General features: G+C 57.1%; 24 protein-coding genes and 3 pseudogenes. 17 read left to right on the top strand and 10 right to left on the bottom strand.

Annotated features, from left to right (window positions below; all coding sequences use genetic code 11):
* Positions 1-31: 31 nt before the first annotated feature.
* The gene (locus HMPREF2806_RS07250) at positions 32-661 is read right to left on the bottom strand and encodes a DUF3027 domain-containing protein (RefSeq protein WP_369799711.1); all 630 of its coding nucleotides are present in this window, start codon (positions 659-661) and stop codon (positions 32-34) included.
* Positions 662-717: 56 nt separating this feature from the next.
* Here HMPREF2806_RS07250 and HMPREF2806_RS07245 point away from each other — a divergent pair, with 56 nt between their 5' ends.
* Both HMPREF2806_RS07245 and HMPREF2806_RS07240 read left to right on the top strand, forming a co-directional pair.
* Entirely contained in the window at positions 718-1,590 is an 873-nt protein-coding gene (locus HMPREF2806_RS07245) for a glutaminyl-peptide cyclotransferase (RefSeq protein ID WP_070517017.1), read from the top strand.
* 11 nt (positions 1,591-1,601) lie between these two features.
* Positions 1,602-2,201 (top strand): DUF2771 domain-containing protein, encoded by a 600-nt coding sequence (locus HMPREF2806_RS07240; protein ID WP_070517015.1) that lies wholly within the window; start codon positions 1,602-1,604, stop codon positions 2,199-2,201.
* Positions 2,202-2,344: 143 nt separating this feature from the next.
* Here the strand turns inward: HMPREF2806_RS07240 and HMPREF2806_RS07235 are convergent, their stop codons facing one another.
* The gene (locus HMPREF2806_RS07235) at positions 2,345-2,725 is read right to left on the bottom strand and encodes a cold-shock protein (RefSeq protein ID WP_070517013.1); all 381 of its coding nucleotides are present in this window, start codon (positions 2,723-2,725) and stop codon (positions 2,345-2,347) included.
* 526 nt (positions 2,726-3,251) lie between these two features.
* On the opposite strand from HMPREF2806_RS07235, the gene HMPREF2806_RS07230 reads away from it, so the two are divergent.
* Positions 3,252-3,914: a resuscitation-promoting factor Rpf1 domain-containing protein gene (locus HMPREF2806_RS07230; protein ID WP_070517010.1), complete on the top strand. Its 663-nt coding sequence runs from the start codon at positions 3,252-3,254 to the stop codon at positions 3,912-3,914.
* Between the two features lie 101 nt (positions 3,915-4,015).
* Here HMPREF2806_RS07230 and HMPREF2806_RS07225 read toward each other — a convergent pair whose 3' ends face one another.
* Complete coding sequence (locus HMPREF2806_RS07225) at positions 4,016-4,972, bottom strand: ABC transporter permease (RefSeq protein WP_232745344.1); 957 nt, start codon at positions 4,970-4,972, stop codon at positions 4,016-4,018.
* Positions 4,973-5,083: 111 nt separating this feature from the next.
* On the opposite strand from HMPREF2806_RS07225, the gene HMPREF2806_RS07220 reads away from it, so the two are divergent.
* Positions 5,084-5,686, top strand: a complete 603-nt coding sequence (locus tag HMPREF2806_RS07220) for a TetR/AcrR family transcriptional regulator (protein WP_232745347.1) — start codon at positions 5,084-5,086, stop codon at positions 5,684-5,686.
* Between the two features lie 125 nt (positions 5,687-5,811).
* On the opposite strand, the gene HMPREF2806_RS07215 is transcribed toward HMPREF2806_RS07220, so the two are convergent.
* Positions 5,812-5,997, bottom strand: a complete 186-nt coding sequence (locus HMPREF2806_RS07215) for a hypothetical protein (RefSeq protein ID WP_010187772.1) — start codon at positions 5,995-5,997, stop codon at positions 5,812-5,814.
* 100 nt (positions 5,998-6,097) lie between these two features.
* On the opposite strand from HMPREF2806_RS07215, the gene HMPREF2806_RS07210 reads away from it, so the two are divergent.
* The 5 genes from HMPREF2806_RS07210 to HMPREF2806_RS07190 are packed head-to-tail and all read left to right on the top strand — an operon-like array spanning position 6,098 to position 12,147.
* Complete coding sequence (locus HMPREF2806_RS07210) at positions 6,098-8,200, top strand: helicase-associated domain-containing protein (RefSeq protein WP_070517004.1); 2,103 nt, start codon at positions 6,098-6,100, stop codon at positions 8,198-8,200.
* 37 nt (positions 8,201-8,237) lie between these two features.
* A complete protein-coding gene (locus tag HMPREF2806_RS07205; protein WP_070517003.1) occupies positions 8,238-9,875 on the top strand; it encodes a DNA repair helicase XPB in 1,638 nt (545 codons plus the stop codon).
* 4 nt (positions 9,876-9,879) lie between these two features.
* The gene (locus HMPREF2806_RS07200; protein WP_070517001.1) at positions 9,880-10,518 is read left to right on the top strand and encodes a DUF3239 domain-containing protein; all 639 of its coding nucleotides are present in this window, start codon (positions 9,880-9,882) and stop codon (positions 10,516-10,518) included.
* Positions 10,519-11,646 (top strand): aminotransferase class I/II-fold pyridoxal phosphate-dependent enzyme, encoded by a 1,128-nt coding sequence (locus HMPREF2806_RS07195; RefSeq protein WP_070516999.1) that lies wholly within the window; start codon positions 10,519-10,521, stop codon positions 11,644-11,646.
* A gap of 18 nt (positions 11,647-11,664) precedes the next feature.
* Positions 11,665-12,147, top strand: coding sequence for a mycothiol transferase (locus HMPREF2806_RS07190; RefSeq protein ID WP_070516997.1), 483 nt, complete (start codon positions 11,665-11,667; stop codon positions 12,145-12,147).
* Between the two features lie 103 nt (positions 12,148-12,250).
* Here the strand turns inward: HMPREF2806_RS07190 and HMPREF2806_RS07185 are convergent, their stop codons facing one another.
* Positions 12,251-12,862 carry a TetR/AcrR family transcriptional regulator gene (locus HMPREF2806_RS07185; RefSeq protein WP_070516995.1) on the bottom strand — a complete coding sequence of 204 codons (612 nt, stop codon included), beginning with the start codon at positions 12,860-12,862 and terminating at the stop codon, positions 12,251-12,253.
* Between the two features lie 182 nt (positions 12,863-13,044).
* Here HMPREF2806_RS07185 and HMPREF2806_RS07175 point away from each other — a divergent pair, with 182 nt between their 5' ends.
* Positions 13,045-13,755: a GAP family protein gene (locus tag HMPREF2806_RS07175; RefSeq protein ID WP_070516992.1), complete on the top strand. Its 711-nt coding sequence runs from the start codon at positions 13,045-13,047 to the stop codon at positions 13,753-13,755.
* Between the two features lie 361 nt (positions 13,756-14,116).
* Here HMPREF2806_RS07175 and HMPREF2806_RS14025 read toward each other — a convergent pair.
* The 5 genes and pseudogenes from HMPREF2806_RS14025 to HMPREF2806_RS07155 form a co-directional block, all read right to left on the bottom strand.
* A pseudogene (locus HMPREF2806_RS14025) lies at positions 14,117-14,707 on the bottom strand (ABC transporter ATP-binding protein); the annotation flags it as partial.
* 365 nt (positions 14,708-15,072) lie between these two features.
* Positions 15,073-15,559, bottom strand: a pseudogene (locus HMPREF2806_RS14020) (ATP-binding cassette domain-containing protein); the annotation flags it as partial.
* Positions 15,560-15,579: 20 nt separating this feature from the next.
* Positions 15,580-16,371, bottom strand: a complete 792-nt coding sequence (locus tag HMPREF2806_RS07165) for an ABC transporter permease subunit (protein ID WP_035010177.1) — start codon at positions 16,369-16,371, stop codon at positions 15,580-15,582.
* The gene (locus HMPREF2806_RS07160; protein WP_035010180.1) at positions 16,368-17,315 is read right to left on the bottom strand and encodes an ABC transporter permease; all 948 of its coding nucleotides are present in this window, start codon (positions 17,313-17,315) and stop codon (positions 16,368-16,370) included. The genes HMPREF2806_RS07165 and HMPREF2806_RS07160 overlap by 4 nt, the downstream gene beginning before the upstream one ends.
* A 1-nt stretch (position 17,316) precedes the next feature.
* Positions 17,317-18,849 (bottom strand): ABC transporter substrate-binding protein, encoded by a 1,533-nt coding sequence (locus HMPREF2806_RS07155; protein ID WP_035010183.1) that lies wholly within the window; start codon positions 18,847-18,849, stop codon positions 17,317-17,319.
* Between the two features lie 164 nt (positions 18,850-19,013).
* Here HMPREF2806_RS07155 and HMPREF2806_RS13795 point away from each other — a divergent pair, with 164 nt between their 5' ends.
* The 7 genes and pseudogenes from HMPREF2806_RS13795 to HMPREF2806_RS13590 all read left to right on the top strand — a co-directional run.
* On the top strand, positions 19,014-19,568 hold the full coding sequence (locus HMPREF2806_RS13795; RefSeq protein WP_232745341.1) for a Fe(II)-2OG oxygenase family protein: 555 nt from the start codon (positions 19,014-19,016) through the stop codon (positions 19,566-19,568).
* Complete coding sequence (locus HMPREF2806_RS13790; RefSeq protein WP_232745339.1) at positions 19,532-19,981, top strand: TauD/TfdA family dioxygenase; 450 nt, start codon at positions 19,532-19,534, stop codon at positions 19,979-19,981. Before HMPREF2806_RS13795 ends, HMPREF2806_RS13790 begins: the two co-directional genes overlap by 37 nt.
* Positions 19,978-20,970 carry an ornithine cyclodeaminase gene (locus tag HMPREF2806_RS07145; RefSeq protein WP_046648446.1) on the top strand — a complete coding sequence of 331 codons (993 nt, stop codon included), beginning with the start codon at positions 19,978-19,980 and terminating at the stop codon, positions 20,968-20,970. Before HMPREF2806_RS13790 ends, HMPREF2806_RS07145 begins: the two co-directional genes overlap by 4 nt.
* Positions 20,964-22,352 (top strand): alanine racemase, encoded by a 1,389-nt coding sequence (locus HMPREF2806_RS13075; RefSeq protein ID WP_076772194.1) that lies wholly within the window; start codon positions 20,964-20,966, stop codon positions 22,350-22,352. Before HMPREF2806_RS07145 ends, HMPREF2806_RS13075 begins: the two co-directional genes overlap by 7 nt.
* Before the next feature lie 18 nt (positions 22,353-22,370).
* Positions 22,371-23,432: a PLP-dependent cysteine synthase family protein gene (locus tag HMPREF2806_RS13070; protein ID WP_035011700.1), complete on the top strand. Its 1,062-nt coding sequence runs from the start codon at positions 22,371-22,373 to the stop codon at positions 23,430-23,432.
* Positions 23,432-24,868 carry an MATE family efflux transporter gene (locus tag HMPREF2806_RS07130; RefSeq protein ID WP_035010194.1) on the top strand — a complete coding sequence of 479 codons (1,437 nt, stop codon included), beginning with the start codon at positions 23,432-23,434 and terminating at the stop codon, positions 24,866-24,868. Before HMPREF2806_RS13070 ends, HMPREF2806_RS07130 begins: the two co-directional genes overlap by 1 nt.
* 74 nt (positions 24,869-24,942) lie before the next feature.
* A pseudogene (locus tag HMPREF2806_RS13590) lies at positions 24,943-25,209 on the top strand (hypothetical protein); the annotation flags it as partial.

The following is a 25,209-nucleotide window of genomic DNA, read 5'->3' as shown; positions in this document are numbered from 1 at the left end:
GCTGCTGCGCGCGGGGCGAAAACCGCTCTCTTTAATAGATAGGGCTCTCATCATCGAAGGGCCTCTCCTGCTCCGCTCCCTCCTCACGGACGCTCGTGCCGGAATGCGCGCCGCACCCGTAGGTGGCGTGCACCACTTTTCCATCCGCCGAGTATTCATTGGCACAGACGCCGAAATTGGGCAGCAGCTGGAGGTAAAAAGCACAGGTTTTGCACTGCAGTTGGGCCTGCGCCGCCATCTCCGTATTCGGCCCATACTTCTTGCGCCAACGCTCCTTGGCCTCCTTGAGGCCAGCCTCGGAGAGCTTCCCGCCGTCCAGTCTGTCGTCGTCAGGCGCCGGCGGCATGAGGTCTCCCGGGCCCAAGTCACCCGGGCGCAGGCGCTCGGAATAGGGCACCCACTCCGGGGCTTGGAGGGCCTGGCCGCCGGGGACGAGCGCAACCTCGTTCACGGTCGGCGTGCGGGAACCTTCAGCGCAGGCGACGACGGCATGCCACTCCCATCCCGGGTATCCCGGAACGTGGGCCTCAAAACGGTGGGTGGCCACGTTGCGGCCCACACCCGCAACGCCCCGGTGCTTACCGACGTCCCCCTCTCCTACCTCCTCCACGGCCCGGCGCGCCAGGTCGACAGCCGTCGAATCGAGAAGCGGGGAATGCATCTTTTTCTTGCGAGTCACCCTCCCATTATTAATCACACGCCCGAGCATCGTGCACAATGACTGTCATGGCCTTCCCACACTTCCCCCGCGCCGCCCGCGCGCTCGCCACGGCTTTATCTGCCGCTGTACTGCTCGCACCGCTGGCCTCCTGTTCCTCCCAAGCTGTAGACGAGCGCGCATCCTCATCGACGGCGACAGCGGCGGGTAGCGATGGGACGTCGCCAAGCGCACGCTCCCCAGAGCGCCTCGGCGTCACCGTCCTGGACACCGCACCCTTGCCAGCGGACACCTTTACCCAGGGCCTCGAGGTCGACGCTGACGGACACCTGCTCATCGGCACCGGGCTGAAGGGCGAATCGCGCCTTATGCGCGTCCAGCCGGGCGAGCTAGCCCCGCTGAAAGAGGTCGCGCTCGAAGACTCGTTCTTCGGCGAGGGCATCACGCAGACCGAGACCGGTATCTGGCAGCTGACGTGGAAGTCCGGCACAGCCTTCCTGCGAGATGCCGAGACCTTCAACGAACTCGACCGCGCAACCTATGACGGCGAAGGCTGGGGCCTGTGCAACGCTGGCTCTGAGCTCATCATGTCCGATGGCTCCGCCACACTGCGCCACCTGGACCCACAGACTTTTGAGGAGCTCGGCCCGCGCACCGAGGTCACTCTCAACGGTTCGCCGGTGGATAACCTCAACGAACTAGAGTGCGTCGATGGCGCAGTCTATGCCAACGTGTGGATGAGCGAGGACATCCTGCGCATCGACCCCGCAACCGGCGAGGTCACCGCGGTGATTGACACCGCGAACCTCAACCATGTCCCGTCTGCCGATCCCAACGCCGTCCTCAACGGCATCGCCCATATCCCGGGCACCGACGAGTTCTGGATCACCGGCAAGCTCTGGGATGAGCTGTACAGGGTGCGCTTCGAGTAGGATTTTCAGCCATGGCTACCGTGAAGCAAGCAAGGAAGAAGTCACTGCTGCAGTTTCTGGCGCTCATTATCGCCGTGGCGGTGATCGTCGTGGCGGTGGTGATGTTTCAGAAGTGGTGGAATGACCGCCCGGGCCCCGACCCGCAGGACGTCACCATCACGGCCACGGTGGGTGATGAAACGATGGAGGTCGCGCCCTATAGCGTCTGCGAGCCCGGCGCCGACTGCGAGGAGGGCGAGGTTCCCAACCTCACGGTGGGCCCCGATGACACCCTAAAGCTGGAGATCCCCGAAGCCATCTATAACCACGAGTGGTCGGTGCTCTCCATTTACGATGACCCGGCTGCTAATGACAGCACTGCGCACGGCGCCAACGAAACCACCTCGCTCGAAATCCCCGGCTCCGTCGCGCCGATTGAGGCTTCCACCGGCGAGCGCCCGCAGCTGATGGTGGTGGAAATCTCCACCCTCATGATTGGCCACGATGCCAATGGTGAAGAGACCCCGATGCACACGGTGTGGTCACTATCCACCATGACCGACGAAGAGCTCAAGGAATCCAAGGCCACCGGCGACGCCGAAGCTCCAGCAGAGGCTCCTGAGGACAAGTAGCCGCGCCGCGGCGCGCGATGTAGCGCGCGCCGCTACATCGACAAAGTGCCCGACCTGCCAAACTTACGGCTGATCATTGAAAAATCAGCTGTACTTTTGGCAGGTCGGGCACTTTTCAGTCATCGGCCTAAGAATGTAGGCCCCTAGCTATCCAGATCCTTCGCAATAGCCCGCAGAATCTCCGCCACCTGGCGGCCAGTCTTGCGCTCCGGGTAGCGCCCCTGGCTGAGCACCGGCTGCACTTGGGTTTCGAGGAGCGTCATGACGTCGGAAAGCATGCTCGATAGCTCCTCCGGCTTGCGGGCCGGGGTGCGGCGGCGCGGAGCATCAAGGACCTTCACGCGCAGCGCCTGCGGGCCACGGCGACCAGCGGCGAAATCGAACTCGATGCGCTGACCTTGGTACAGCTCGTCGACGCCCTTGGGCAGCACGTTACGGCCAACATAGACGTCTTCATCGCCGGGATTGCTGACAAAGCCGAAGCCCTTGTCCGCGTCATACCACTTCACTTTGCCGATAGGCATGGTTCTTCACTCACTTTCTTTCCGTCTCTCCTCTACCAAAGCTTAGGCCGTATCACCTGCTTGCCGATAGGCTCCGGCAATCCGGGGTGAGGAGGCGCGGCGAAGCGTGGTTGTGACTTAAGCTGCCGCGCGGAGGAACTATCCGTGGAACTTATAAAGAGATACATCTTAACCTCCACGCACCCCACCAAAGAAACCAAGAATAGGTATCGCCTCAACCACCACACCCGTTACAAGTGTGACATAGCTAACACACCCGTCACGAACAGGGGAAACGTAGGGGAATCCCCGCTTCCGTTATCGTTTTGAGCCATTTAACGTGACTGATTCGTTATAAACCGCTACTCTTTCCCACAGGCACTTCGGCCGCCAGTCGTGGAAGTCTCGCCCCAGACACAGTCCGGGCTTCCACACGGCGGCCATACATGATGTGCATGAACGTGAACATCAATTGCAAAACTACATGCCGGACTGGGCATCATCTGGGCGCGAGAAAGCAAGAACAACCTAGAGAAGGAATACTTTAATGGGACGCCACTCCGCTAAGAACAAGTCCATCGCCACCAAGTTTGCCGCTTCCACCGTTGCCGTCGGCGCCGCCGCAGCCATCATGGCTCCGAACGCTGCCGCTGCACCGGATTCCGATTGGGACCGCCTCGCACAGTGCGAGTCCGGCGGCAACTGGGCCATCAACACCGGCAACGGCTACCACGGCGGTCTGCAGTTCAGCGCTCAGACCTGGCAGGCCTTCGGCGGTGGCGAGTTCGCCCCGACCGCTAACCTGGCCACCCGCGAGCAGCAGATTGCTGTTGCTGAGCGCACCCTGGCGCAGCAGGGTTGGGGCGCATGGCCGGCTTGCTCCGCTAGCCTGGGCCTGAACTCCGCACCGACCCCGCGCGACGTGAACGCTACCCCGGCACCGGCCGCTACTCAGGTAAAGGAAGAGACCGCGCCGCAGGCACCGGCTGAGGCACCGAAGGCTGTCCAGGAAGCTGCCGAGGAGCCCACCGACGAGCTGGCTGTCGACGCCCTCTACACCCTCATCGAGGACACCGCTACCCAGTACGGCCTGACCGTCCCGGCTTCCTTCACCGAGCAGTACAAGGCTAACCGCCATGACTTCAACGCCTTCTACTCCGCCAACCGCCACGTCATCGACCCAGTGGCACAGGTTCTGGCTGCACGCTAAGCAGCGCGCCGTGCGGTGCAAGCACGGCACATAAAAGCAGTGCTTTAACTACATAGAAAGAAGCTGGATGGTTTTCTCCATCCAGCTTCTTTTAGTTTTGACTAAGCCTTTTCCTCAACAGCTACGCCTTCCTTAGCGCGCGACCTATCGAAGGCCAACATCGCCAGACCAACAACGATCCACAGACCCAAAGACCACCACGCATGGCCGAAGCCTTGCCCATCAAAGAAGGACAGCGAGCGGACTAGGTGACCCGTCGCGCCGATGGGCATCCACTGCCCCAACGTCGACCACCCGGCAGGCAGCAGCCACGGGCCGGTTGCCAGACCCGACAGCGGGTTCGCTAAGAAGATAGTCAGCACGGCACCGATTCCAATACCCGCGGCACCCATCACCCCCGCAAGGCCTGCAGTCACCGCAGACGTCGCAAGGATGCCCGCAGCGATAGCCATCCACTCGGCAGCGAAGCTGCCACCGAGGGTTCCATAGACGGAGTGCAGCATCCACGTAGCAACGAGCCCGCCGAAAAGCGCAATACCAACGAGCACCCCCAGCTTGACCCATTTCTTGCCACGAAATGCAAAGGTGGCAATGACAGCGGAAATAATCCCGCCAAAGGCCAGCGGCAGGCCCAACAGTGCGATACCGCTCGCCTGCGGGTCCTCCGCAGTCGTCGGCGCCAGCTCCTGCTTCTCCACGGACATTCCTTGTGCTTCAAGCTGGCCAGCGAGGCCATCAATCATCGTCACGTAGGGAGCACCATTTCCCGCAGCGGTGAACGCACTCGCGCCCTGCGGGGAGATGACCAGTCCACCAACAGCTTCACGCTGCAGCACCGCGTCGCGCACCTCGGCCTCGCTGTGCTTCACGACGATCTCCGGAGCCTCATCCCCCGCCGCACTCTCAATCTTCTGCGAGATACCTTCGAGCATGGGCTCCGGCGCCGAAATGGCAACCGGAACGCCAGCCGGACCCGATGCAAAGGTGGGCGCCAAAAACGCCCACAGCATAAGGCCGATGACGACGGGGATCCCCACAATGGCAACTATCGATTTCACAGCAACCGATGGCTGCTTTCCTTCCTGACTTTTCACCGCTGACACTTCCAACCTCCAAACGGAACAGGGTGTTTCACTTACAAAGTGGAGCATAGTGCTCCGTTTGGTATGATGCAAGCTGTGAGACAAGACGCAGCAGAAAACAAGCAAGCCATCGTCGCAGCAGCCAGGCAGCTGCTCATCAGCGAGGGACCGGGCGTGTCCATGCGCTCCATCGCCAAGAAAGCCGGCGTGGGCGTCGCCACGGTCTCACGCCACTTCCCCGAACGGCTCTCCCTCCTCGATGCCGTCACCGGCGCGGAGGTAGCACACATCAAAGAAGAGGTGGACAGCCACCTACAAGGTTTCGACGAGGATCCCGAAGGCACCTGGCGCGATATTATTCATCGGATCGCCAGCCTTAACTTCGCCGCGGTTGTTCAAGCAGCGGCAGCCGAGGTGAATACTGCCTCATTCTCAGACGATGACGTGCAGGAGATCGCTGCCCAGCGCAAAGCTGAACTGAAGTCGATCTACCAACCGATTATCGAACCCGCGCGACAAGCAGGTCTCTGCCCCGAGTCCCTCCCCCCGCTCGAACTTCACATCGGCATCGGTCTCATCACCCGCCCGCTGCCCAGAACACCAGTGAGCGCCGACTACCTATCAGGTATACAAGCCCAGCTCATCGATACGCTGCTCGACGGCCTTAAAGCCCAAGCCCGTGCCAACTAGTTGAGGCGCAAGTACATTACAAACACGTATAGCCCCACCGAGGAGAACATTCTCGGAGGGGCTGAAAGCGAGCCGCCAAGGCTCGGCACATCTGCTCAGTGAAGCGCAGATTTCTGCGCGCCTACTTAGCGGTTGATGCGGGTGTACGGGTGAACGTAGTTGAGCTTTTCTGCCGGCATCGGCAAAATCAGGTCGTCACCGTACGGGCTGGAAGCACCAGCAAAAGGTGCAGTAAGTTCAGTAATAGCGTGCTCGCGGGGGCTGTTCTTCGGCCAAGCCGGGGATACGAAGCCTTTGTTCTCATTCGACATGCTTCTTATTATTCCAAACCCCGCGGCAAAAAGTAACTTATTCACTTAACGAGGGCCCCATACCTCCCCCGCCTACTAACTACTAAGCTTGATCGCCATTATGACCACCCCCTCCAACCGCGCCCGCGTCACCGAGAGCTACCGCGAATGGCTCAGCCGCTTACCCGACGAGGACCTGCGCGCCCTACTGAGTAACCGCAGCGATGTCCTCTCCCCCGCACCGAAGGACTTCGACGCGCTGGCCTCGCGTCTGACACTTCCGATGCACGTCGCGGATGCCTTGGCGGCAAGTAACGCCGAGCAGCTAGCTGCCTTGGAGGACATCGCCCACCGCGGCGGCGAGGTCAACATGGTGGAAGACACCAACCCTGAAGTAACACGGCAGCTCAAGGAACGCGGCCTCGTCTTCGGTGACGCACCCCAGGTGCGCATCGTCACCGCCGTCATGGGCTCGCTTCCCACCGGCTGGTCGCTGCGCAACCAAGTCGAATTCAATGAAAAGGACCTAGCCACGCTTGCTCCCGAAGAGCGCCGAATCCTCGATGCCCTAAGAAAAAGCGACGGCATGGGCTATACCACCGACACCGAGCCAGACATCAACTCCGAGGATCCCGCCAAGCGCCTGCTGGCCAAAGGTTTCCTGGAGCGCATCAACGCACACTCGGTGCGCCTGCCGCACTCGCTTGCCCGTCTGCTGGCTGGTGATACCACCCCACCCATCCCCACCACCCCTTCGGGGCGCGCCGGCACACCGGAGCCGGATCCCAAGGCGGACGACGCCGGTGCCGCAGCTGGCCTGGAAGCCGTGCGCGGCATGGAGCGGCTCATCGAGTTGCTTGGAAGCCATCCGGTAGCGCTGCTCAAGGATTCTTCGGTCGGCGTTCGCCCCCTCAACCAGCTGGCCAAGGATCTCGCTCTGGAGAAGGAGGAGGTCGCGCGACTCATCTGTTTGGGCCACCACGCCAGGCTTCTCCACCGCGGCGAGCCGGATGGCCTGGAAGGACACTTCCTCGCCCCGACCACCGGGTCCCAAGACTGGCTCGAGGCCGATCTCGGGGAGAAGTGGCGCATTCTTCTCGACGCCTGGCGCACCTCCCCTTGGGCCAGTTGGGCTGAGACCCGGGTGCTCGCAGAAGACAGTATTGTGCGCCGCCTGCCGCGCTTCCGCGCTTTCGTTCTCGGCGTCTATGCACACTCCGCAGTCGCGCTGAATGACGATGAGTTCTGGGAAGAGTTGCGCTTTCGATCCCCACTCTTTGCCAGCCACACGCGCACGGTGACCATTGAGCAACTGCGCGCCGAAGCCGAATGGATCGGTGCTATAGCGCTGGGCAAGGCTACCCGCGTGCTGGGTGATTCCGCCGCAGCCGCCACACTCGTCCCCGAAACGGTCAGCGAATTCATCATCCAGCAAGACCTCACCGTCCTCGTTCCCGGCCCCCTTGAACCAGGCACACACCGCACCCTGACTTCCCTGGCGGACCTCGAATCCCCAGGCCTAGCCAGTGTGTACCGCATCAGTGAGGCCACTATTCGCCGCGGCATGGACCAGGGGCTCACCGCGCAGGAAATGATCGACTTTTTGGAAGCGCACTCCCCGACAGGCGTGCCGCAGGCATTGGGCTTTGCCATCGGGGACGTCGCCAAGCGCCATGGCACCCTCCGCAGCGGGCCAGCACTGTCCTATCTGCGCAGCGAGGACCCCGCGCTCCTGGAGCTTGCCGTCGCATCCGTTGCCGGTCTGCGCCTGCTCGCGCCCACCGTCGCGGTATCTCAGCTGCGCGTGGGCGAGCTGCTGGAGAAGCTGCGCGCTAAGGGCCTCTCCCCCACTGCGGAGGATGAATCCGGCGCCTCCCTGGCCGTCGCCCCCGAGCCTTACCTTTTGTCCACGCCACGCACTAAGCCCCGCAAGCGCGAGCCCGCCTCGGTGGATGACGCCGTGCGGGCCTTGCGGCAATCAGCACAGAATCCCAGCGCGCAGAAGGAAGAGGAACCAGATCCCCTCACCCTGGCCCGTCCCGCCGCGCGCTTCCACGCCGATATCGTGATCTCCTATGCCGATAAAAGCGGCGAGCTGCGCACCGTGACTGTGAAGCCATTGTCTGTGGAAGGCGGCTACATTGATGCCCTAGGCGCAGCGGGCAAACCCGTGCGCTTCCCAGTTCACCGCATTTCCTCCGTCCGCTTCGCCGACAGGGATTGATTCCTTCCCTGACGCCCAGAGTAGAAAGGCCCTAGATATGCCCGGACCACTCATCGTCCAATCGGACAAGACCGTCCTCCTCGAGGTGGATCACCCGCAGGCCGACGAGGCTCGCGCAGCGCTCGCACCTTTTGCTGAGCTGGAGCGCGCCCCCGAGCACATCCACACCTATCGCATCACCCCACTGGCGCTGTGGAATGCCCGCGCCGCCGGGCACGATGCCGAGCAAGTCGTGGACGTTCTGGAGAATTACTCCCGCTTCCCGGTGCCGCAGGCGCTGCTGATCGACGTCGCCGAGACCATGTCGCGGTACGGCCGCGTGCGCCTGCTGGCGCATCCGGCCCACGGTCTCATCCTCGAATCGGACGAGCCTGTCATCCTGGAGGAGCTCACGCGCATCAAGAAGGTCAGCGAGCTTCTGGGGCCGCGCATTGATGACAACACCATCGCCGTCCCACCTTCCGCGCGTGGGCGGCTCAAACAAGAGCTGCTCAAAGCCGGCTGGCCCGCCGATGACCGCGCCGGCTACGTCGACGGTGAATCCCACCCCATCGCGCTGAGCACCGAGGAGGTGGACTGGCAGCTTCGCGATTATCAGCAGTATGCCGCCGAATCCTTCTGGTCTGGCGGCTCCGGCATCGTGGTCCTGCCCTGTGGCGCAGGCAAGACCATCGTGGGTGCTGCCGCCATGGCCAAAGCCCAGGCCACCACGCTCATCCTGGTGACCAACACCGTGGCCGGGCGCCAATGGCGCGATGAACTACTGCGCCGCACCAGCCTCACGCCGGAGGAAATTGGTGAATACTCTGGCGAGAAGAAGGAAATCAAGCCGATTACCATCGCCACTTACCAAGTGGTTACCCGCAAGACCAAAGGTGAATACCGGGCGCTCGAGCTCTTCGATTCCCATGACTGGGGCCTTATTATCTACGACGAAGTCCACCTCTTGCCCGCCCCAGTCTTCCGGATGACCTCCGACCTGCAATCGCGCCGCCGCTTGGGGCTGACCGCCACCCTCATCCGCGAGGATGGCCGCGAGGGCGATGTCTTTTCGCTCATCGGGCCCAAGCGCTATGACGCGCCGTGGAAGGAGCTGGAATCCGCCGGCTATATTGCCACCGCGGACTGCGTGGAGGTGCGCGTCGACATGACGCAGGAGGAACGCCTGCTTTATGCCACGGCACAAGCGCGGGAGCGCTACCGGATTGCGGCGTCGGCAGGCGCGAAGCTGCGGGCCGTCGACAAGCTGCTGAAGAAACATGAAGGTCAGCAGGCGCTCATCATCGGCGCCTACGTGGCCCAACTGGAGGAGCTCGGTGAGCACCTAGACGCGCCGGTTATCGACGGCAAGACCTCCACCGCCAAGCGCGAAAAACTCTTCCAACAATTCCGCGAGGGCGAGCTTCTCACCCTGGTGGTATCCAAGGTGGCGAACTTCTCCATCGACCTTCCCGAGGCTGCCTTGGCCATCCAGGTCTCCGGTACCTTCGGCTCCCGGCAGGAAGAAGCCCAACGCTTGGGCCGCCTGCTGCGCCCGAAGAAGGACGGGCAGGAGGCTACCTTCTACACTCTGGTGGCGCGCGAATCCATCGATGCGGAATATGCCATGCACCGCCAGCGCTTTTTGGCCGAGCAAGGTTATGCCTACCGGCTGGTGGACGAAGTAGACTTGTGAGCTGATGAAGATTTTCAAGTTTGAAGTCAACGAAGACTTCGCCAAGAAGAACAATGAGCTCCTGCGTGATTCCGCGCGCCTGCGCAATTCCGGACTCATCATGGGCCTCTTATTTATCATCGGCGGCATTGCCGTCTACTTCGGCATGGAGGCCGTCTGGCGCATCACGCTAGCGCTGGGCATGGTGCTCTTCGGAATCTTTTGCGCCGTCATCGGCGTCTTGGCCTCAAGCAAGGTCGGCTCGGCTCAGAAACTCTATGATTCCTATCCGCTAGCCCCCGCCGTCGTCGCAGAGGTCAACGAGCGCGACATGGTCCTCATGGCTTTGGTAAATACCAACGTTGACCCGAAGGCACCGCCGCGGTGGGGCGCGTGCCTGCGCACGGTCACCAGTATCCCGGGTATTAAGCGCACCGTGGGCACCAAGGTCCCGGTGGCCGCGGTCTCCGGCCAGCGCAGCTCAAGCGATAAAGACCACTGGCAGCAGATCACTCCCATGCCGATTGCCTGGGGCACCCCGGATGCGGAAACCGTGACGATTGCCCGCAAGTCCATTCCGGAGGATCAGTGGCAGCGCCTCGAGCGCGCACGCAAGCGTCTGACCGATGTGAAGGCTACGAAATACGATCTATTGGTGCTCTAAATGACTGTTGAGAGACTACAAGAATTTGGCGAGACCATCTTCGCCACCATGACCGCCCTTGCCGTGGAGAATGACGCGGTGAACCTGGGCCAGGGTTTCCCCGATAGCGACGGTCCGCAGCGCATGCTGGAGATTGCCCAGGAGAACATCGCCGGCGGCAACAACCAGTACGCTCCCCTGCGCGGGGTCCCAGAGCTGCTCAGCGCCGTCGCGGAGACCTACTCTGTGCCGCAGGATCACGTCGTAGTCACCGCCGGTGCCACCGAGGCCATCACCGCCACGGTGCTTGGCCTAGTGGAGCCCAGCCACGAAGTCATTGTCCTCGAGCCTTACTACGACGCCTACATCGCCGCCATCGCGCTTGCCGACGCCACCCGCGTCCCCGTCCCCTTGAAAGAATCCGGCAACAGCTGGGACATCGACGTCGATGCCGTGCGCGCAGCCATCAAGGACAAGACCGCCATGGTCATCATCAATACCCCGCACAACCCAACCGGTTCGGTCTTCTCCCGCGAGGCACTCACCGAGCTCGCCGAGCTCTGCGTGGAGAAGGACCTCCTCGTGCTTGCCGACGAAGTCTACGAAAACCTCACCTTCGGCACCGACCACGTCAGCATCGCCTCCCTGCCGGGAATGGCTGAGCGCACCGTCACGGTGTCCTCTGCCGCCAAGTCTTTCAACTGCACCGGGTGGAAGACCGGCTGGGCCATCGCGGAGCCTAAGCTTCTCGACGGCGTCATCAAAGCCAAGCAATTCACCACCTTCGTCTCCACCACGCCCTTCCAGCCGGCCGTGGCCCATGCACTGCGCTATGAACAGGAATGGCTGGACGGCATGGTGTCTGAGCTTGCAGAGTGCCGCAGCATCCTTGTAGAAGGCCTCAAGCAGCTTGGCTTCCACGTGCATGACACCGGCGGCACCTACTACGTGGTTGCCGATATCTCCTCTACCGGTTTAAACGGCATCGATTTCTGCATGCAGCTGCCCGCCACAAAGGGCGTGGCAGCCATCCCGCTGGCCGCCTTCACGGACAACCCGGAACCGTGGCAGCACAAGGTGCGCTTTGCCTTCTGCAAGCGCCCCGAGGTGATACGGGAAGCCGTGCGGCGTCTAACTGCAGAGTCCTAAGAATGCAGGCTCCTGCACATGCCCACCACACCAAAGTCCTATTCCGAGCTGACTGATCAGATCCAGCGCCAACTCGACTCGATCGTCGACATGGCCGTTCAGGTAGATCGCTCAGGCGTGACACACGTTCCCCTCCGTAGTCGCTGGACCGTTGCGGGACTTCTGAACCATCAGCGGTACGTCATCCGGTTTTGGATCGCAAATGTTGTGGTAGGCGCCGATCTTCCGGTCCCGTGGACCGATGACTCTCCACATGAAGACTGGAACGCGGATCCCGAGGTCACGGTCGAGACCTTCGTCGATGCTCTTCAACAGGAGTGGGAAGATGCCTTGTCTTTGCTTGCAACGTATCCACCGGGAGAGCCTGCATCCCAAGCTGACGAGGACGGCAGGCACCCCACTGTCGACTGGGTGTTGTCCCATCTACTGGCCGAAGTATCCAGGCACGCCGGACACATGGATGCCGTTTGCGAGATACTCGAGCTTTCACCCGTCGATTAACATCCACACGCCGGTGACTGGCACAGTGCCTCCGCGCTGACATGGGGTTGGAGGACTTCCTGAGAATGAAGGGGCATGCTGCACCTCCAGCCCTAGTACCGTCCTAGTCTTTAGGAGAACCGGGTTCTACAATCAGCGCGAGTCCCGAAGCAAGGTCTGCCAACAACTGCTTCGCCGAGCCCACAGGAGCATTGAGGTAGTCGATCGTCAGCCCGTTGACCAGTGCAGTGACAAGACGAGCACCTTGCTCAGGAGACAGTCCTCGGGCCAGCTTTCCGAAACGTTGCGCTGCTTCGAGACCTTCAGACACGCGCGCCCGAAACTTCGTCACCTCGGCGTCGTATAAGTCAGCCAGCCATTCGCGTGTCGAGGCAGCAGCTCCCACTATGACCCACACAGCGGAATCCTCGCGCTGGACAGGTCCAATTGGCAAGAGTTCAGCCAGGCGACCGTGGAACGCCGCGTGAAAATCCGTCGCATCGGTTTGAGTAAGGGCCCGCGACTCCTGGCGCTGCAACGACCTGACAAAAGCTTTCGCGATGATGTCGTCCCGTTTACCCATCTGGTACTGGACAGTCCCAGGCGCGACGCCAGCCTCAGTGGCGACGTTGCGCACGCTCAGGGCATCGAGCCCCTGGCTGACCATCACTCGAATGGCAGCATCAGCGATCACTGCGGCGGTGCCGGTGATGGGTGTGTTGCGATCAACGGACATGGAGCTCCAATCTTGCGTAGCTCAGATGCGATGAGCCATTCATAAGTGTAGTTGCACTCGCGCATTGCGCCTCGTACAATCGTACCAAGCCCGCGATTAATACAAACGTATGACGCTGAATTGAGGCCTCTTGCGAATCTAAGGTCAAGCTCTCCGCAAACACCCGACTACTGGAGAATTCCATGTCAGACTTCCTTCCCCTTGCTGGCCTTGCACTCGTAGATAGTTTGAGTGCAGGAACCCTTGTCATTCCTATTGCACTGATTGTTATCTGGCGACGAGTACGTTTAGGCCTATTGGGCACCTATCTCGCTACGATCGCCACGGCCTACTGCTGCCTTGGTATTGCGCTTCTATTAGGGTTCGATGCGGCAGTATCGAGGCTTTCTAACGTAAGCGAGACTGATTGGTTCCAGTGGGTGACGCTTGTTCTGGGCGCGGGGCTTTTCATCTTCGGTGTGTTCTCGCCAAACACCAAAAAGCCCGCGGCCACGCAGACCGCCAACGGCGAGGTGTCGAAGAGTCGGGCTTCTCGCCTTGCACGGGGCGCGTCACTGAGTGCGACCGGCATGGTGGGGCTTGCGCTAGGTGCTGCCGTTGTCGAGGCTGCGACTATGTTGCCCTACCTGGGCGCAATGGGAATTATCCAGTCTATGTCTTTCGGGTTTAGCGGCAAGGTCGCGCTTATTGCGGGTTACTGCATCATCATGGTCCTACCGGCAACTCTTATGGCTGCCATTGCAGGCGCAGCGGGGCCGGCTATTTTTCCTCGTCTGGAGCGCGCCATCCGTCGGCTGGAGTATGAAGCGAAAGTGACGTTGCTGTGGATCGCGGCAATTGTGGGAGTCTACATGGCGGCATCGAGTGCACAAGGGCTCGGATTGATCGGTTGAGTGCCAAGTTGAACGTTGAGCGATAGCGCCGATTGAAGAGCTCCTTGAAGCTTCTGCTCTGAACCAGTGCGCCCTCTGGGCTAGCATTGGACTGCTATCTACACTTTCCTAGGATAGGCACGAGAAGGAGGTTATGTTAATGAAACGCATGATGGCGCGGATAGGGTTCACTAGTATTGTCTCCCTATTACTCTCCTCTTGTAGTTTTGATGACCCATTGGCTTCTCATCTCGCGTCCCTAGGACGATCGGGACATGCAATCCCTGATGATGGTGCTGAAGCACATCCCGCGCCCGATCTTCAAGATGCTGCCTATTTAAGGTCTGGAGGGGACCAAGGCCCGAATAGCAGGGCTTTGGTCTCAACCCACAGCTGCAGTTCCAATTGGGATAACCGTGGAGCAATACGATTGCAGCAGCTCATCATCGTGACTGACTAGAACTATGCCCATTCCCTCGCTGTTGAGTTCTTGCAGAACGCTCATCACTTTGGTCGCTGCTTGATAATCAAGCGCCGAGGTAATTTCATCGCAGAGCAGGAGCTTTGGGCGCACGGCTAGAGCACGTGCGATTGCAACACGCTGCCTCTGCCCTCCAGAGAGTCCACTTGGCTTACGCTGTGCGAGCTGCTTATCGATACCGACTTTATCGAGTAAATCTATTGCCGCTCGGCGTGCGTCACGGCGTCCCCTTACCGACACCCGGGCTGCACGCTCTACGGCATCGAGCGCGGTCATTTTCGGGTTCAACGTAGAGGCAGGATCCTGCGGAACTATCTGCATCATCAAACGATTCTTCCGTGGCCATGTACGCTTAGCTTCACGAGTTACACCAGCACATTCAATCTCACCCGACTCTGCGTGGTTTAGCCCGATTAGGCACCGAAGTAGTGTCGACTTTCCGCTTCCCGACGGTCCCTTGACCCCAACCATAGTGCCACGCTGTACAGCGAAAGAGAGGCCCTGAAAAAGAGTCACGCGTTCATTATTCACGCAGCTCAGGTTGGAAACTCTTAAGACTGGAGACGCGCCCGCCCCTGCCCCCGCCCCCGGCATAGATTCACCAATCGAGGCTTTGGAGAGTTCTGTGACCTGGATGCCTTTCGTTACTGAACGCGGGCTGTGGCCAGAAGTCGTCTCTACACTCTGGCGTTCCACGCGCTGGGTGATCGAATCGCTTTTTTCCGTTCCATTCCCGACAGCCACGACCGAGTCAATGCAAATCGCAAGCTTAGGAACCTGGTGGGCGGTGAAAATGACCGTAACGCCACTATCCGCGAGGCCTCTTAGCAGATGAGCGATTACCGTCGAAGTATCGGAGTCAAGGCCGGCGAAGGGCTCATCAAGAGCGATGGCTTCAGGCGAACGCGATAGTGCCCGAGCCAGTGCCACCCGTCGCTGCTGTCCACCAGAAAGCTGGTGAATACGTCGGGAAGCAATGCTGGCTGGAAGATCTACACGCTGCAGCAACGCTGCAACGTCGGCCGCTGGAGCTAGCTCCCGGAGCATCCGGGCTACTGACATCAATGGTGGCAACTCGGCGCCCGGATCCTGTCCTACGAAAGCAATGTGCTCACGGCGAAAATGAGCTAATTCACATGATGAAAGCTCCAGCGGGTTTACATCTCGCCACTCACTGGACTCGACAGAAACCTCACCAATTACTTCCGATCTCTCCGGTACCGCACCAATCAATGCCTTTAAAAGTGAGGTCTTCCCGGAGCCGCTCACCCCAGTTAAAACCGTAATTTCACCCGCTCGGGCAGTGAGCACTGTGCGGGGTAGGATAACGTGCCCGCTTTGCATCACGGAAATATCTACATCAATCACGAGCTCGGCACATCCTTCGGTTCCTTCTGCCTCCCATTAATCAGGGCCACTACAGCAATCGATGTCGCTGCCAACGCGGCGGCTGGTGCAAGTACTGACCAGGGGTTCAGTGATATTCCACTCGCGTTATCCCGCACCATCGCTGACCATGCAAACTCACCGAGGCTTCTCCCGACCCCAAGGAAGCTCGCCGTAGCCAGCACATACAGCGCTTCGATAATGCGAAGACTCCATACCGAACGAAGTACTGCGGAAATATTGGGAATGATGTCCCGCAAGATTATCGAGACGGTCGATACGCCACTGCCCAGCGCAGCCTGAACATAACCAGCGTTAGCAACGGGATAGGTGGCGGTGGCGACCACACGGGCAGCATAAGGCGTACCCACCACAACCGAAACACCAATAAGCGCTGGTAGCCCACCATTGGGATACAAGACTGCGGTTAAAAGCAAAAGAATTACTGCGGGCACCAAGATGGTGACATCCGCCACTGCTTCAATAAAGAAGCCCAGTTTTGGCTTTAGCGACCCCAAGATACCGAATAGAGCGCCAAATGCCGTGGTCAAAGAACCGACGATAATTGCAGTTACGACCAAGGACCGGCCACCGACAAGCACTGCAGCGCCCACGCTTCTCCCCAGGTGTTCTGTTCCTAGGAAACCCTCCTCGTTACCGTTAGCGAAGGGCACGCCATGCGCCGACAGTTCAATGCCAAACAAACCAGCAGCGACCGGTCCGCCTAACACTAGGGCGATAAAGGCCCCCGCTAAAAACCTTCGAATCATAGTTGCACCTTCGGGGTGAATGCGACTTTTATTGCATCTGCCACAGTCAGCAACACCAATATGATCGCCCCTGTTACAGCAAGTACGGCAAGAATCACCGAGATATCCCGTTGCGCGACTGCATTAGACACCAAAAGCCCCACTCCAGGATGGTTAAATAACGCTTCGACTGTGACTGTCCCTGCTACCAAAACACCTGCTGTTGTAGCCATTGAAGTAGCAAATGTCGGTGCGGATAGCGGCAGGATATGTCGAAGTGCCAGCTGATTTCCCACGATTCCGTTTAGCTCAGCATTGCGGACCGCAGTGTTGTGAGAAGCATCCTCGAACGCTGCGAAAAGCATTCTCGAATTCCAGGCCGCCTGAGGAATTACCAGCGCCATAACCGGTAATGCGTACATACTTATCTGGGTTGGCAAGCCTTCCGCGGTGATAGTGACCGCGGGAAACCAACCAAGCCAGAGAGAGAATACCGCTACCAGAAACACACCAACGACAAACTCTGGTAGCGCAATTAATGCCACTGTCGATCGGTCAATAATGTGCGAAATCCAGGGTTTTTCAGCACGTGAAGCCCAAAAAATGGCGATTGCTACCGAAAGAACAGCAGTGACTAAAAATGCCATACCAGTTGTTGCCAGCGTCACAGGCAGCGCTGAACTCAGCAGATTAATAATCGGTACTCCGTTTACGGAAGTACCAAAGTCGCCCGCAAACGCACTTCCCAGCCAGCTCAGGAAGCGGGCCATAAGCGGCTTATCAAGATTCAGGTTTCTTTCTAGCGCTGCCAGAGCTTCCGGGGTCCGGTTTGCGCCCAAGATTGCGGAGGCAGCATTACCGGGCAGCCAATCAATCGCTACAAAAACAAGTCCGAGAACTGCGAAAAGTAAGCCTCCACGAATTATCAGCCGAGGAATAAGCCAACGCGCGATTTCCGCTGGCACACTAAGCCTTCTGGACGGTTTCAAGAAGGACACGACCATAGCCTGGAGCCTTAGGCAGACCACTCAAATTAGCTCTCGCAATATCGACTCCGTCAGATGCACCCCAGACCAGATACCCGGATCGCTCGAACTCAATCTTCTGCAGCTGGCGGCTTAGCTGGTTAATTCTCTCAGTATCGGTGCTTTCCAGTACCTGGTCATAGATCTCGTTGAATTCAGCATCATCAAATGCGGTCTCATTAGAGGCCGCGTCACCGTCGAGAACCTTCCCGGCGAAGAAGAGCACGGAATCGTTAGTTCCCCAATAGCCACAATATAGGTCTGCCTTGGTCCATGTCTCGTCGTAGAAAGTACCCGAATCCTGCTCCACTACATTGAGAGTCATGCCGATTTCTTTCACCTGATCAGCGATAACCTTCATCGCCTCTACTTGACCCGGAGCCTCAGGGGTAACGTACAAGTCATACGTTTTCTCAAGGTCAAAATCTGCCTCTTGGAGGAGATTCTTCGCTTTCACAACGTCACGCTTACGCACTAACGAAGAATCCAGGTTCGAATCTGCCGTTCCAAGAATGTCGTTTGCAGGGGTTCCATAACCGGAGAGAGCTCGTTGGATGATTTGCTCCCGATCAACTGCAAGGCGCAGCGCCTGACGAACTTTCACATCTGAGAAAGGCCCATCTGAGGTACGCATGATTAGTGGAATAACCGAGTCATTCATCCGGCGCACAATCTTTATATCTTCATTTCCTTCGACGGATCGGGCCGCAATAGGACCCGCAGCTTGAGCTAAGTCAATTTGCCCGGACAACAGCGCATTAGTCATTGCGGTGGAGTCTTCAAATGGAATGACATGGACCTCAGCAACTCCTGCTACTGTTCCGTGATAGTTATCGAAACGCTTGAGCTTAGCAGAACCATTTTCCCAACTGACCAGCTGGAACGGCCCCGATCCAATGGGCTTTTCAGCAGAAGAACCCTTCTTCATCACGAAGGTCATCAATCGCGCAAGCATCGGAAGCTGTGAATTCGGTTCCGCAGTTTCCATCACAACGACGTTGGCTCCAGCAGCACGAATGCTATCAGGCATCACTGGAAGCCGGAATGAGTTTTCCTCATCCGAAAGCATCTTCTTCAACGACCACACGACATCTTCAGATGTGACCGAGGAACCATCATGGAAGGTAGCACCGTCGGCAATCATAAATTCCCACTCAGTCGGATTATTCTGTTTCCATTCCTGCATCAGGCGTGGCACTACAGTTTCTTTCTCGCCCGGCACCGTCAGAGCCTCCCAGATCAGGGAGCTAATAAGCATATCTGAATCATTAGGCAAAAGCTGGTAAGGGTCTCGTTGAGCGCTTGCCGCTTTCCCGAGAGCCCCAACACGCAGCACATTAACGTTTTCGACTTCATCCCCACTGGCAGCCCCATCCCCTGCCGTCGACTCTCGTGACGTACACGCCGTCAGAAAAGTGCCTGTCCCAATAACTGCCATTGCAGCGAGGAATTGGCGTCGAGAAAAATTGGTCATGATGGTTCCTTAATCTCTAAGAAAGACTGCCCACAGGAGAAAAGACATTACTAACAACTACAGCAGCAGTAAAGCTTAGGCAAGCCTACTAACGAAATTCTTTTAAGAATAATTATCTAGGTCACCCTTTACAGCATAGGTTACCCTCACCTAATCTCTTTGTCATGCAGAATTTGCACCTGAGCCAAGAACTCTCACACAGGATCGTTAAAGCTGCCGACGAACTGGCTGCGACACAGAAGATTAACTCTCCCGACTCGTACAATGCCATCAATCATCTTTTGACTGATGAGCTGGAGGAACTGAAAGAACTAATTCTGCTCTCCCCTACTGCCCATGCCACTTCCATCCATGGACTTCCCTTCCCTGCAGTTCACGGACCTACCCCAGCCACGTGGCAGGAATGCGTTGGCAAGGTCCGAACCTGGAGATTCGTTCTTGCGATTATCGCTAGCGCTGTCGGTCGCCCATTCGGATGGTTCGGACAGCAGAAAGGCCGTATCACCACAGACTTGGTGCCGACCCGCGGCCAGGAGAACCAGCAAGTTGGCGCCAGCAGCAACACCACATTGACTCTGCACACGGAAGATGCTTTTCATCCGCGGCGCGCGACGCACTTCGCTTTATTTGGTCTTCGTAACCCCAAAAATGTCGGCACTACGCTGGCCCCCATCGATGAAGCATGGCATCTACTCGATGTAGATTCGAAAAAATTCTAACCGGGGACGGAGCCATCATTATTCCAGATGCATCTTACGGTGATTACGAATATGCAGCTCCTACTGCCATGACATCAATCTGGAAAACTGATGGCAATTTAGGCATGAGGTTTGACCCCGCCTACACAGACAAAAATTCTGGAACCTTACAGTGGTGGGAGGCATTTGAGAAGCTTCAACAGGCTCTTCACACTGTCACCTATACGGTGCCTATAAAGCCAGGTCAGATGGTCATCATCAACAATGACCGATGCGCCCACGGACGAGTACCTTTCGTAGCCAACTACGACGGGACCGACCGCTGGATGCTACGCATCAACATTATGGGAACCAAAAACACACGCCCCATCAATGAAATCAACGAACCCGGCTACGGCCAACACATCCGATTTATGGATGGTGAAATCCTATGAAACAGCGAACTAACCTGACCGTCCTCAGCAGATCAGAATTAGCTCAAATAAAAATTTCACCCGAGTCCGTACTCGAGTCGGTGAAATCCGCTCTCATCGAGCTCGACCAGCCAGGAACTCTGTGCCCAGGGAAAATCAAAGTTGAAGTACCTGAAAGCGTGAGTTACTCGATGGTCGGCAGAAGTCGTTCTTCAAATTCCGTCGGATTCAAGACTTCCTATACCCATTGGAGCAAAACTCACCAACAAAGCGCCAGGGATAGAAGCTATTACACGACCCTCACACTGTACGACGATTCCAGCGGATATCCTATTGCACTTCTCGACGGCGCTGCGGCAGGAACTCTCAGAACCCCGGCAGTCTCAGCGCTATTGGCACAGTATGCTGGTGCAATTCCTCAGAGCGCTCTCATCATCGGTTCGGGAACCCAAGGACAAAACGCAGCCCCTTTTCTCCTTGAAACCTTTGAAACATTAAACACGATTTATCTCGCCGGCAGCCACAGCGTGGGACTAGAGAAAGGCGCCAAGATTGCATCAACAGCAGCAGTGAAGCTTGGCCGAAAAATAAGAATCAAGATTGTAGACGATCCTACAACTGTGAGTTCAAACTGTGATCTCATTATCGGGGCCGCTGGACCTGAGACTCGTTGTACTGTCACAGCATCCGATATTCCCCGGCACGCAACCGTCGTTGTTGTGGGCTACGGAATCGCCCCTGATATCTGTCATCAAGCGAGCAGAGTCATCACGACGAGTATCGAACAGATGAATGTTACCGGTCGCGATTACGCTGACACCGATGGTCGGTTGCCGAATGTCCATGCCGAACTATCCGATTTGCTCCGCAAAGGGCGCAAACTGCCTCGTATTGACGAAACTACGTTTTGCTATAACAGCGGACTAGTTCTAACCGATATCGCTGTCGGCCAAATCCTCGCCAAGGAAGGTCTTAAGCAGGGATTCGGGACGGAGATATCCCTGTGGTAAGTGCCATATCATGCAAGATTGATGTTCCAAGCTGGCAAACGGCTCTGATTGGCTCAGGGAAACTTGACTTCATTGCTGAGCTTTCCGACACCCCTTTTCATGTCCTTTGCCCAAACCAATTTGCTCAAACACTTTCAGCCTGGCATACAACCGCTAAGGAAGTCGGCATTAAATTCGGTATCCGGTTTGGCAAAAAGGCAAATAAGTCCGCGCACTTCAGTCGCGAGATAGCACTGAGTGCTCTTCGTGGTTTCGACAGTGGAATCGATGTCGCCAGCGTCGAAGAGTTCCAATCATCTCTGGCCGCTGGTGTACCAGGAAATAAATTAATCATTACTGGTGCTACACCGAGTCGAGAACTTATCCATTTGGCAGTTTGCCACGATGCAACTCTAACGATTTCCAATGAAGTAGATTCAAGAATAATTTCCCAATTTGTCGACGAAATCGATACGCCTAATCAGCTCCGAGTTCTTCTCCGGATTGCGAACCAAACCCCCTCCACACGGTTTGGTATGAGCATCGATACCGCCTTGTCTCTAACCGCTCGTCTTAGCCAAGGCCGTGCCAACATCGAAATTACCGGCCTAAGTTTCCACTGCAACGGTTATGACCTCCACGAGAGGATAAACATGTCGCATCTGGCAATCGACACCCTACTCAAGGTGCGCTCCCTGTCTCCACGGGCCGACACTATTTCCATTGGAGGTGGATTTCCCACAAGCTCAGTCGAGTATGGAGTCTGGCGAAACCTGCAATCTCGACTAAAAAACGAAATGTTCATAGATTCGGATAAACCTAAAGACCAATATCCGTTCGGATCACCTTTATCCGGACAATACTCACTACGGTTTATAGCTAATCAACATCGCCCACTGACACGTCGAGATATGGAGTCCACTCGACGCAGCTCGGACTCCATGGCTCAGCGCGCTCATCGTCACAACATAAAGATTTTGGCAGAGCCTGGACGGTCTTTATGCCAGTTCGCGGGTGCTAGTTTCTTTCCTGTTCTTTCGTGTCACGCATTGCCCAATGCTGCACGGACAGTAACTGTCGTACGTGGAACTAGTCTCAGCCTCTCAGAGCAATGGTTCAACTCGGAGTATTATCCGGACCCATACCTTGTGCGCAACGGAGTCATTATCGACTCGGGAGTAGCTACCGCAACAGCAGTTTCCGGATCAACGTGCTTAGACAGCGATTATCTCAGCAAAAGAATGATTCAACTCCCCGACAGGCCTCGACCTGGAGATTTCCTAGTCTATCCCGACACAGCCGGGTATCAAATGGACTCGAACGAGTCTGCTTTCCACGGATATCGGATTCCTCAGAAATACGCCTTTAATCCTGTCACCATGACCATCACGGAAGATCGCTAGAACAGAGGCCAAATAAAGATGCCAAAAAGAATTTATACGCAGATGTCTCAACTCATTGGCAATACTCCTCTGTTCGAGCTTGTCTGTACGCCCCAGAAAAGTCGCGTTTTGCTTAAGCTCGAGCAATTCAACCCAACTGGAAGTGCGAAAATCCGGATGGCCCAGTCGATGATTAAGGCGGCAGAGCAGGATAACCGACTTCAAGAGCATGGCACTATCGTTGAATCGACTTCCGGTAATACTGGACAGGGCTTAGCACTTCTTGCACTTGAGCGCGGATACGACTTCGTAGCAGTCGTCGATAATCATTCTTGTAAAGATAAATTGAACTCCATGCGTGCAATGAATGCACAGATGTGCTTCGTTTCCAATCAAGATGACGATTCGCTCGCCACATCGGCTAGAGAAAACCATGCTGAGGAGCTCGGCAAACAACACGGCTGGGTATTCATGAAGCAGCATGACAATGTCGCAAACTCGATGGGTTATTACCCTGCAGCTGATGAAATTTTGAATGATCTTGGGGAAAGTCCGACTCATATCATTAGTGCCGTAGGCACAGGTGGAAGCCTCTTTGGAGTTACTGAACGTCTCCATCAATTGGGACACCGTCCCACTATTATAGGCGTCGAACCGGAAGGTTCCATTGCATTCGGTGCTCCTGGACACGACTATTGGCAATCTGGAACGGGCACCCCCGAAGGTGCAGTTATCGGCACTTCAGTTCGCTACGACTTACTCGACTACGGAGCAAAGGTATCCGACAAAGCAGCTTTCGCTGCATGCCGAACAATCGGAAAGCACATGGGGCTTCTACTGGGAGGATCTGCTGGCGGAGCCGTAATAGCAGCCCTCGAGCTCCTGCCGGGCTTTCCCGCTGGCTCTACATCGTTGACCATGGTGTGCGATGGAGGGGAAAAGTATCTAGATACCGTATTCAACGATGAGTGGATGTCCGAACGTGGTTTACTCGATGTCGCCCTCGAGGACAAAATTTGGGAACAAGTTATGTCATTGCGCGCTGGGGAAAGCCCAATTTCGCTAAATTCAACACGAGTTTCATGGTCGAAGGAAAAGTAGTGCCCGGAGCTACCTCTCAGAAACTAAACCGCCAGATTTTGGCGTTGTCTCTTCCCCTTGCCGGCACACAGCTTGCGAATATCGCAATTTCAACCACCGACACTTTCATGATGGGCCAACTTAGCCTCGGGGCTCTTGCTGGCGGAGGTTTGGCAGTTGTGTGGTTTAACCAGATACGCACAATGGCCGTGGGCCTATTAACACCGCTGGGCAATAGAATTGCGTCGGCTCATTCACTCTACGAAAGCAAATCTCGCGAGCGAGCGGACTCCGAACTATCTGCCGCTACGCTGCAACGCGAAATTCGCAACCTCTCACGCGCCGGCTGGCTATTAGCAACTGTCAGCGGTCTAGTGGGAGCACTGGTTCTGATGGCGATTGCCTACGCCCTACCGTTTTTCGGCCAGTCCGCTGAGATTAGTTCCGCAGCCACTTCCATGATGTGGTTGCTCGCGCCAGGTCTTGTTCCTTGTTTGTGGTTCCAAGTCTCCCGTCAGTTTTGTGTAGGCCTCGGCAAACCAAAATCGCTACTACACATAACCGTGGCGATGATCGTAGTGAATGCAGCGTTGAACTACGCGCTCGGTTTTGGATTCGGGCCGTTTCCTGCATTGGGTCTGCTAGGCATTGGACTGTCCACCACACTGGTTCATTTATTGTCGGCCCTAATTTATCTGCGAATCACCATCCGAGATCCCGACCTCTCAACTTTTCTTGCCCTCGATTTCTGGAGTGCCGACGGAGACACGATGCACGGAAGGCTCCGTCACCTCGTCCGCACTCAGCTTCGTCTGGGGCTTCCAGTCTCAGCAACCTACGGAGCCGAAGCGGGCATGTTTTCTGTGCTGGCGATGGTCATGGGATCCTTTGGCACAGAAGCACTCGCAGCGCACAACGTCGTCTATCAAATAACCTTTATTGTTTTCCAGATTGGTGTTGGGTTCTCCCACGGCAGCTCTATTCTTGTGAGTCGCGCTTGGGGTCTGAATGACAACTCCCTTGCACGCCAAGTCGGCATTCGAACTCAAACGATGATGGCTGCCATCGTTGCTGTTGCTTCCGTCAGCTTTCTTTGCGCTCCCCGCCTCGTACTTTCCCCATTTATAAGCAGCTCCGAGAAATCCAATGCCACCGAGACATTAAGCATCGCATTGGGGTTGTTGGCTATTGGCGCAGTGATGGAATTTGTCGATACTGCACAAAACATAGCTATCGGTCTCCTGCGCGGGATTAGCGACACCACTACTGGTTTGAAGGCATCCCTCACTGGTTATTGGATTATAGGTTTGCCAGCTGCTTTAATACTTGCTTTTCCCATCGGTCTAGGGCCTCACGGGGTGTGGTGGGGATTGGTCATCGGGCTTGCCAGTTCTTCAATAATCCTTTGGAGAGCTTTCCTTCTCGCGACGCGTAAAGACCTTACCGTGAAACTCTAAAGAACTCGTCCCTCAAAGCGATATCCACGTCGCAGGTATCCGGTCGTTCACGTTCGTGTGCAACACTTAAAAGCATGGTTGACAAGCAGGCCGACACCTCATCATGCAGCGAAGCCCAACAGGCTTCGCCAGCTTTTGACGAAACTACAGAGTTTTCCACAAACCGGCTCGCAGGCGAGTTCACCGACGAAGACCGTTACGAGATTTTCAATGATGACCAGCTCTCCCTCAAGGCTGCCTTGATTTACCTGGTCGCAGCGCTTGTGGGCGGTTCGGTTATCGCTCTGGCGTCCTGGTTCGCCTTCCACCCCGTTACTGAGTCCATCACACTGGAGGAACTC

Origin of the sequence: Corynebacterium sp. HMSC076G08 (assembly GCF_001811515.1) — a bacterium.
GTDB classification, from domain to species: domain Bacteria; phylum Actinomycetota; class Actinomycetes; order Mycobacteriales; family Mycobacteriaceae; genus Corynebacterium; species Corynebacterium hiratae.
Note: the sequence above shows the minus strand (reverse complement) of the source record. Positions and strands in the feature narration are given on the sequence as shown.

Bases quoted from the DNA above. Each gene is read 5' to 3' on its own strand.
- HMPREF2806_RS07250 (WP_369799711.1), bottom strand. From the start codon at position 661: ATGCATTCCCCGCTTCTCGATTCGACGGCTGTCGACCTGGCGCGCCGG.
- HMPREF2806_RS07245 (WP_070517017.1), top strand. From the start codon at position 718: ATGACTGTCATGGCCTTCCCACACTTCCCCCGCGCCGCCCGCGCGCTC.
- HMPREF2806_RS07240 (WP_070517015.1), top strand. From the start codon at position 1,602: ATGGCTACCGTGAAGCAAGCAAGGAAGAAGTCACTGCTGCAGTTTCTG.
- HMPREF2806_RS07235 (WP_070517013.1), bottom strand. From the start codon at position 2,725: ATGCCTATCGGCAAAGTGAAGTGGTATGACGCGGACAAGGGCTTCGGC.
- HMPREF2806_RS07230 (WP_070517010.1), top strand. From the start codon at position 3,252: ATGGGACGCCACTCCGCTAAGAACAAGTCCATCGCCACCAAGTTTGCC.
- HMPREF2806_RS07220 (WP_232745347.1), top strand. From the start codon at position 5,084: ATGCAAGCTGTGAGACAAGACGCAGCAGAAAACAAGCAAGCCATCGTC.
- HMPREF2806_RS07215 (WP_010187772.1), bottom strand. From the start codon at position 5,997: ATGTCGAATGAGAACAAAGGCTTCGTATCCCCGGCTTGGCCGAAGAAC.
- HMPREF2806_RS07210 (WP_070517004.1), top strand. From the start codon at position 6,098: ATGACCACCCCCTCCAACCGCGCCCGCGTCACCGAGAGCTACCGCGAA.
- HMPREF2806_RS07205 (WP_070517003.1), top strand. From the start codon at position 8,238: ATGCCCGGACCACTCATCGTCCAATCGGACAAGACCGTCCTCCTCGAG.
- HMPREF2806_RS07200 (WP_070517001.1), top strand. From the start codon at position 9,880: ATGAAGATTTTCAAGTTTGAAGTCAACGAAGACTTCGCCAAGAAGAAC.
- HMPREF2806_RS07195 (WP_070516999.1), top strand. From the start codon at position 10,519: ATGACTGTTGAGAGACTACAAGAATTTGGCGAGACCATCTTCGCCACC.
- HMPREF2806_RS07190 (WP_070516997.1), top strand. From the start codon at position 11,665: ATGCCCACCACACCAAAGTCCTATTCCGAGCTGACTGATCAGATCCAG.
- HMPREF2806_RS07185 (WP_070516995.1), bottom strand. From the start codon at position 12,862: ATGTCCGTTGATCGCAACACACCCATCACCGGCACCGCCGCAGTGATC.
- HMPREF2806_RS07175 (WP_070516992.1), top strand. From the start codon at position 13,045: ATGTCAGACTTCCTTCCCCTTGCTGGCCTTGCACTCGTAGATAGTTTG.
- HMPREF2806_RS07165 (WP_035010177.1), bottom strand. From the start codon at position 16,371: ATGATTCGAAGGTTTTTAGCGGGGGCCTTTATCGCCCTAGTGTTAGGC.
- HMPREF2806_RS07155 (WP_035010183.1), bottom strand. From the start codon at position 18,849: ATGACCAATTTTTCTCGACGCCAATTCCTCGCTGCAATGGCAGTTATT.
- HMPREF2806_RS13795 (WP_232745341.1), top strand. From the start codon at position 19,014: ATGCAGAATTTGCACCTGAGCCAAGAACTCTCACACAGGATCGTTAAA.
- HMPREF2806_RS13790 (WP_232745339.1), top strand. From the start codon at position 19,532: ATGGCATCTACTCGATGTAGATTCGAAAAAATTCTAACCGGGGACGGA.
- HMPREF2806_RS07145 (WP_046648446.1), top strand. From the start codon at position 19,978: ATGAAACAGCGAACTAACCTGACCGTCCTCAGCAGATCAGAATTAGCT.
- HMPREF2806_RS13070 (WP_035011700.1), top strand. From the start codon at position 22,371: ATGCCAAAAAGAATTTATACGCAGATGTCTCAACTCATTGGCAATACT.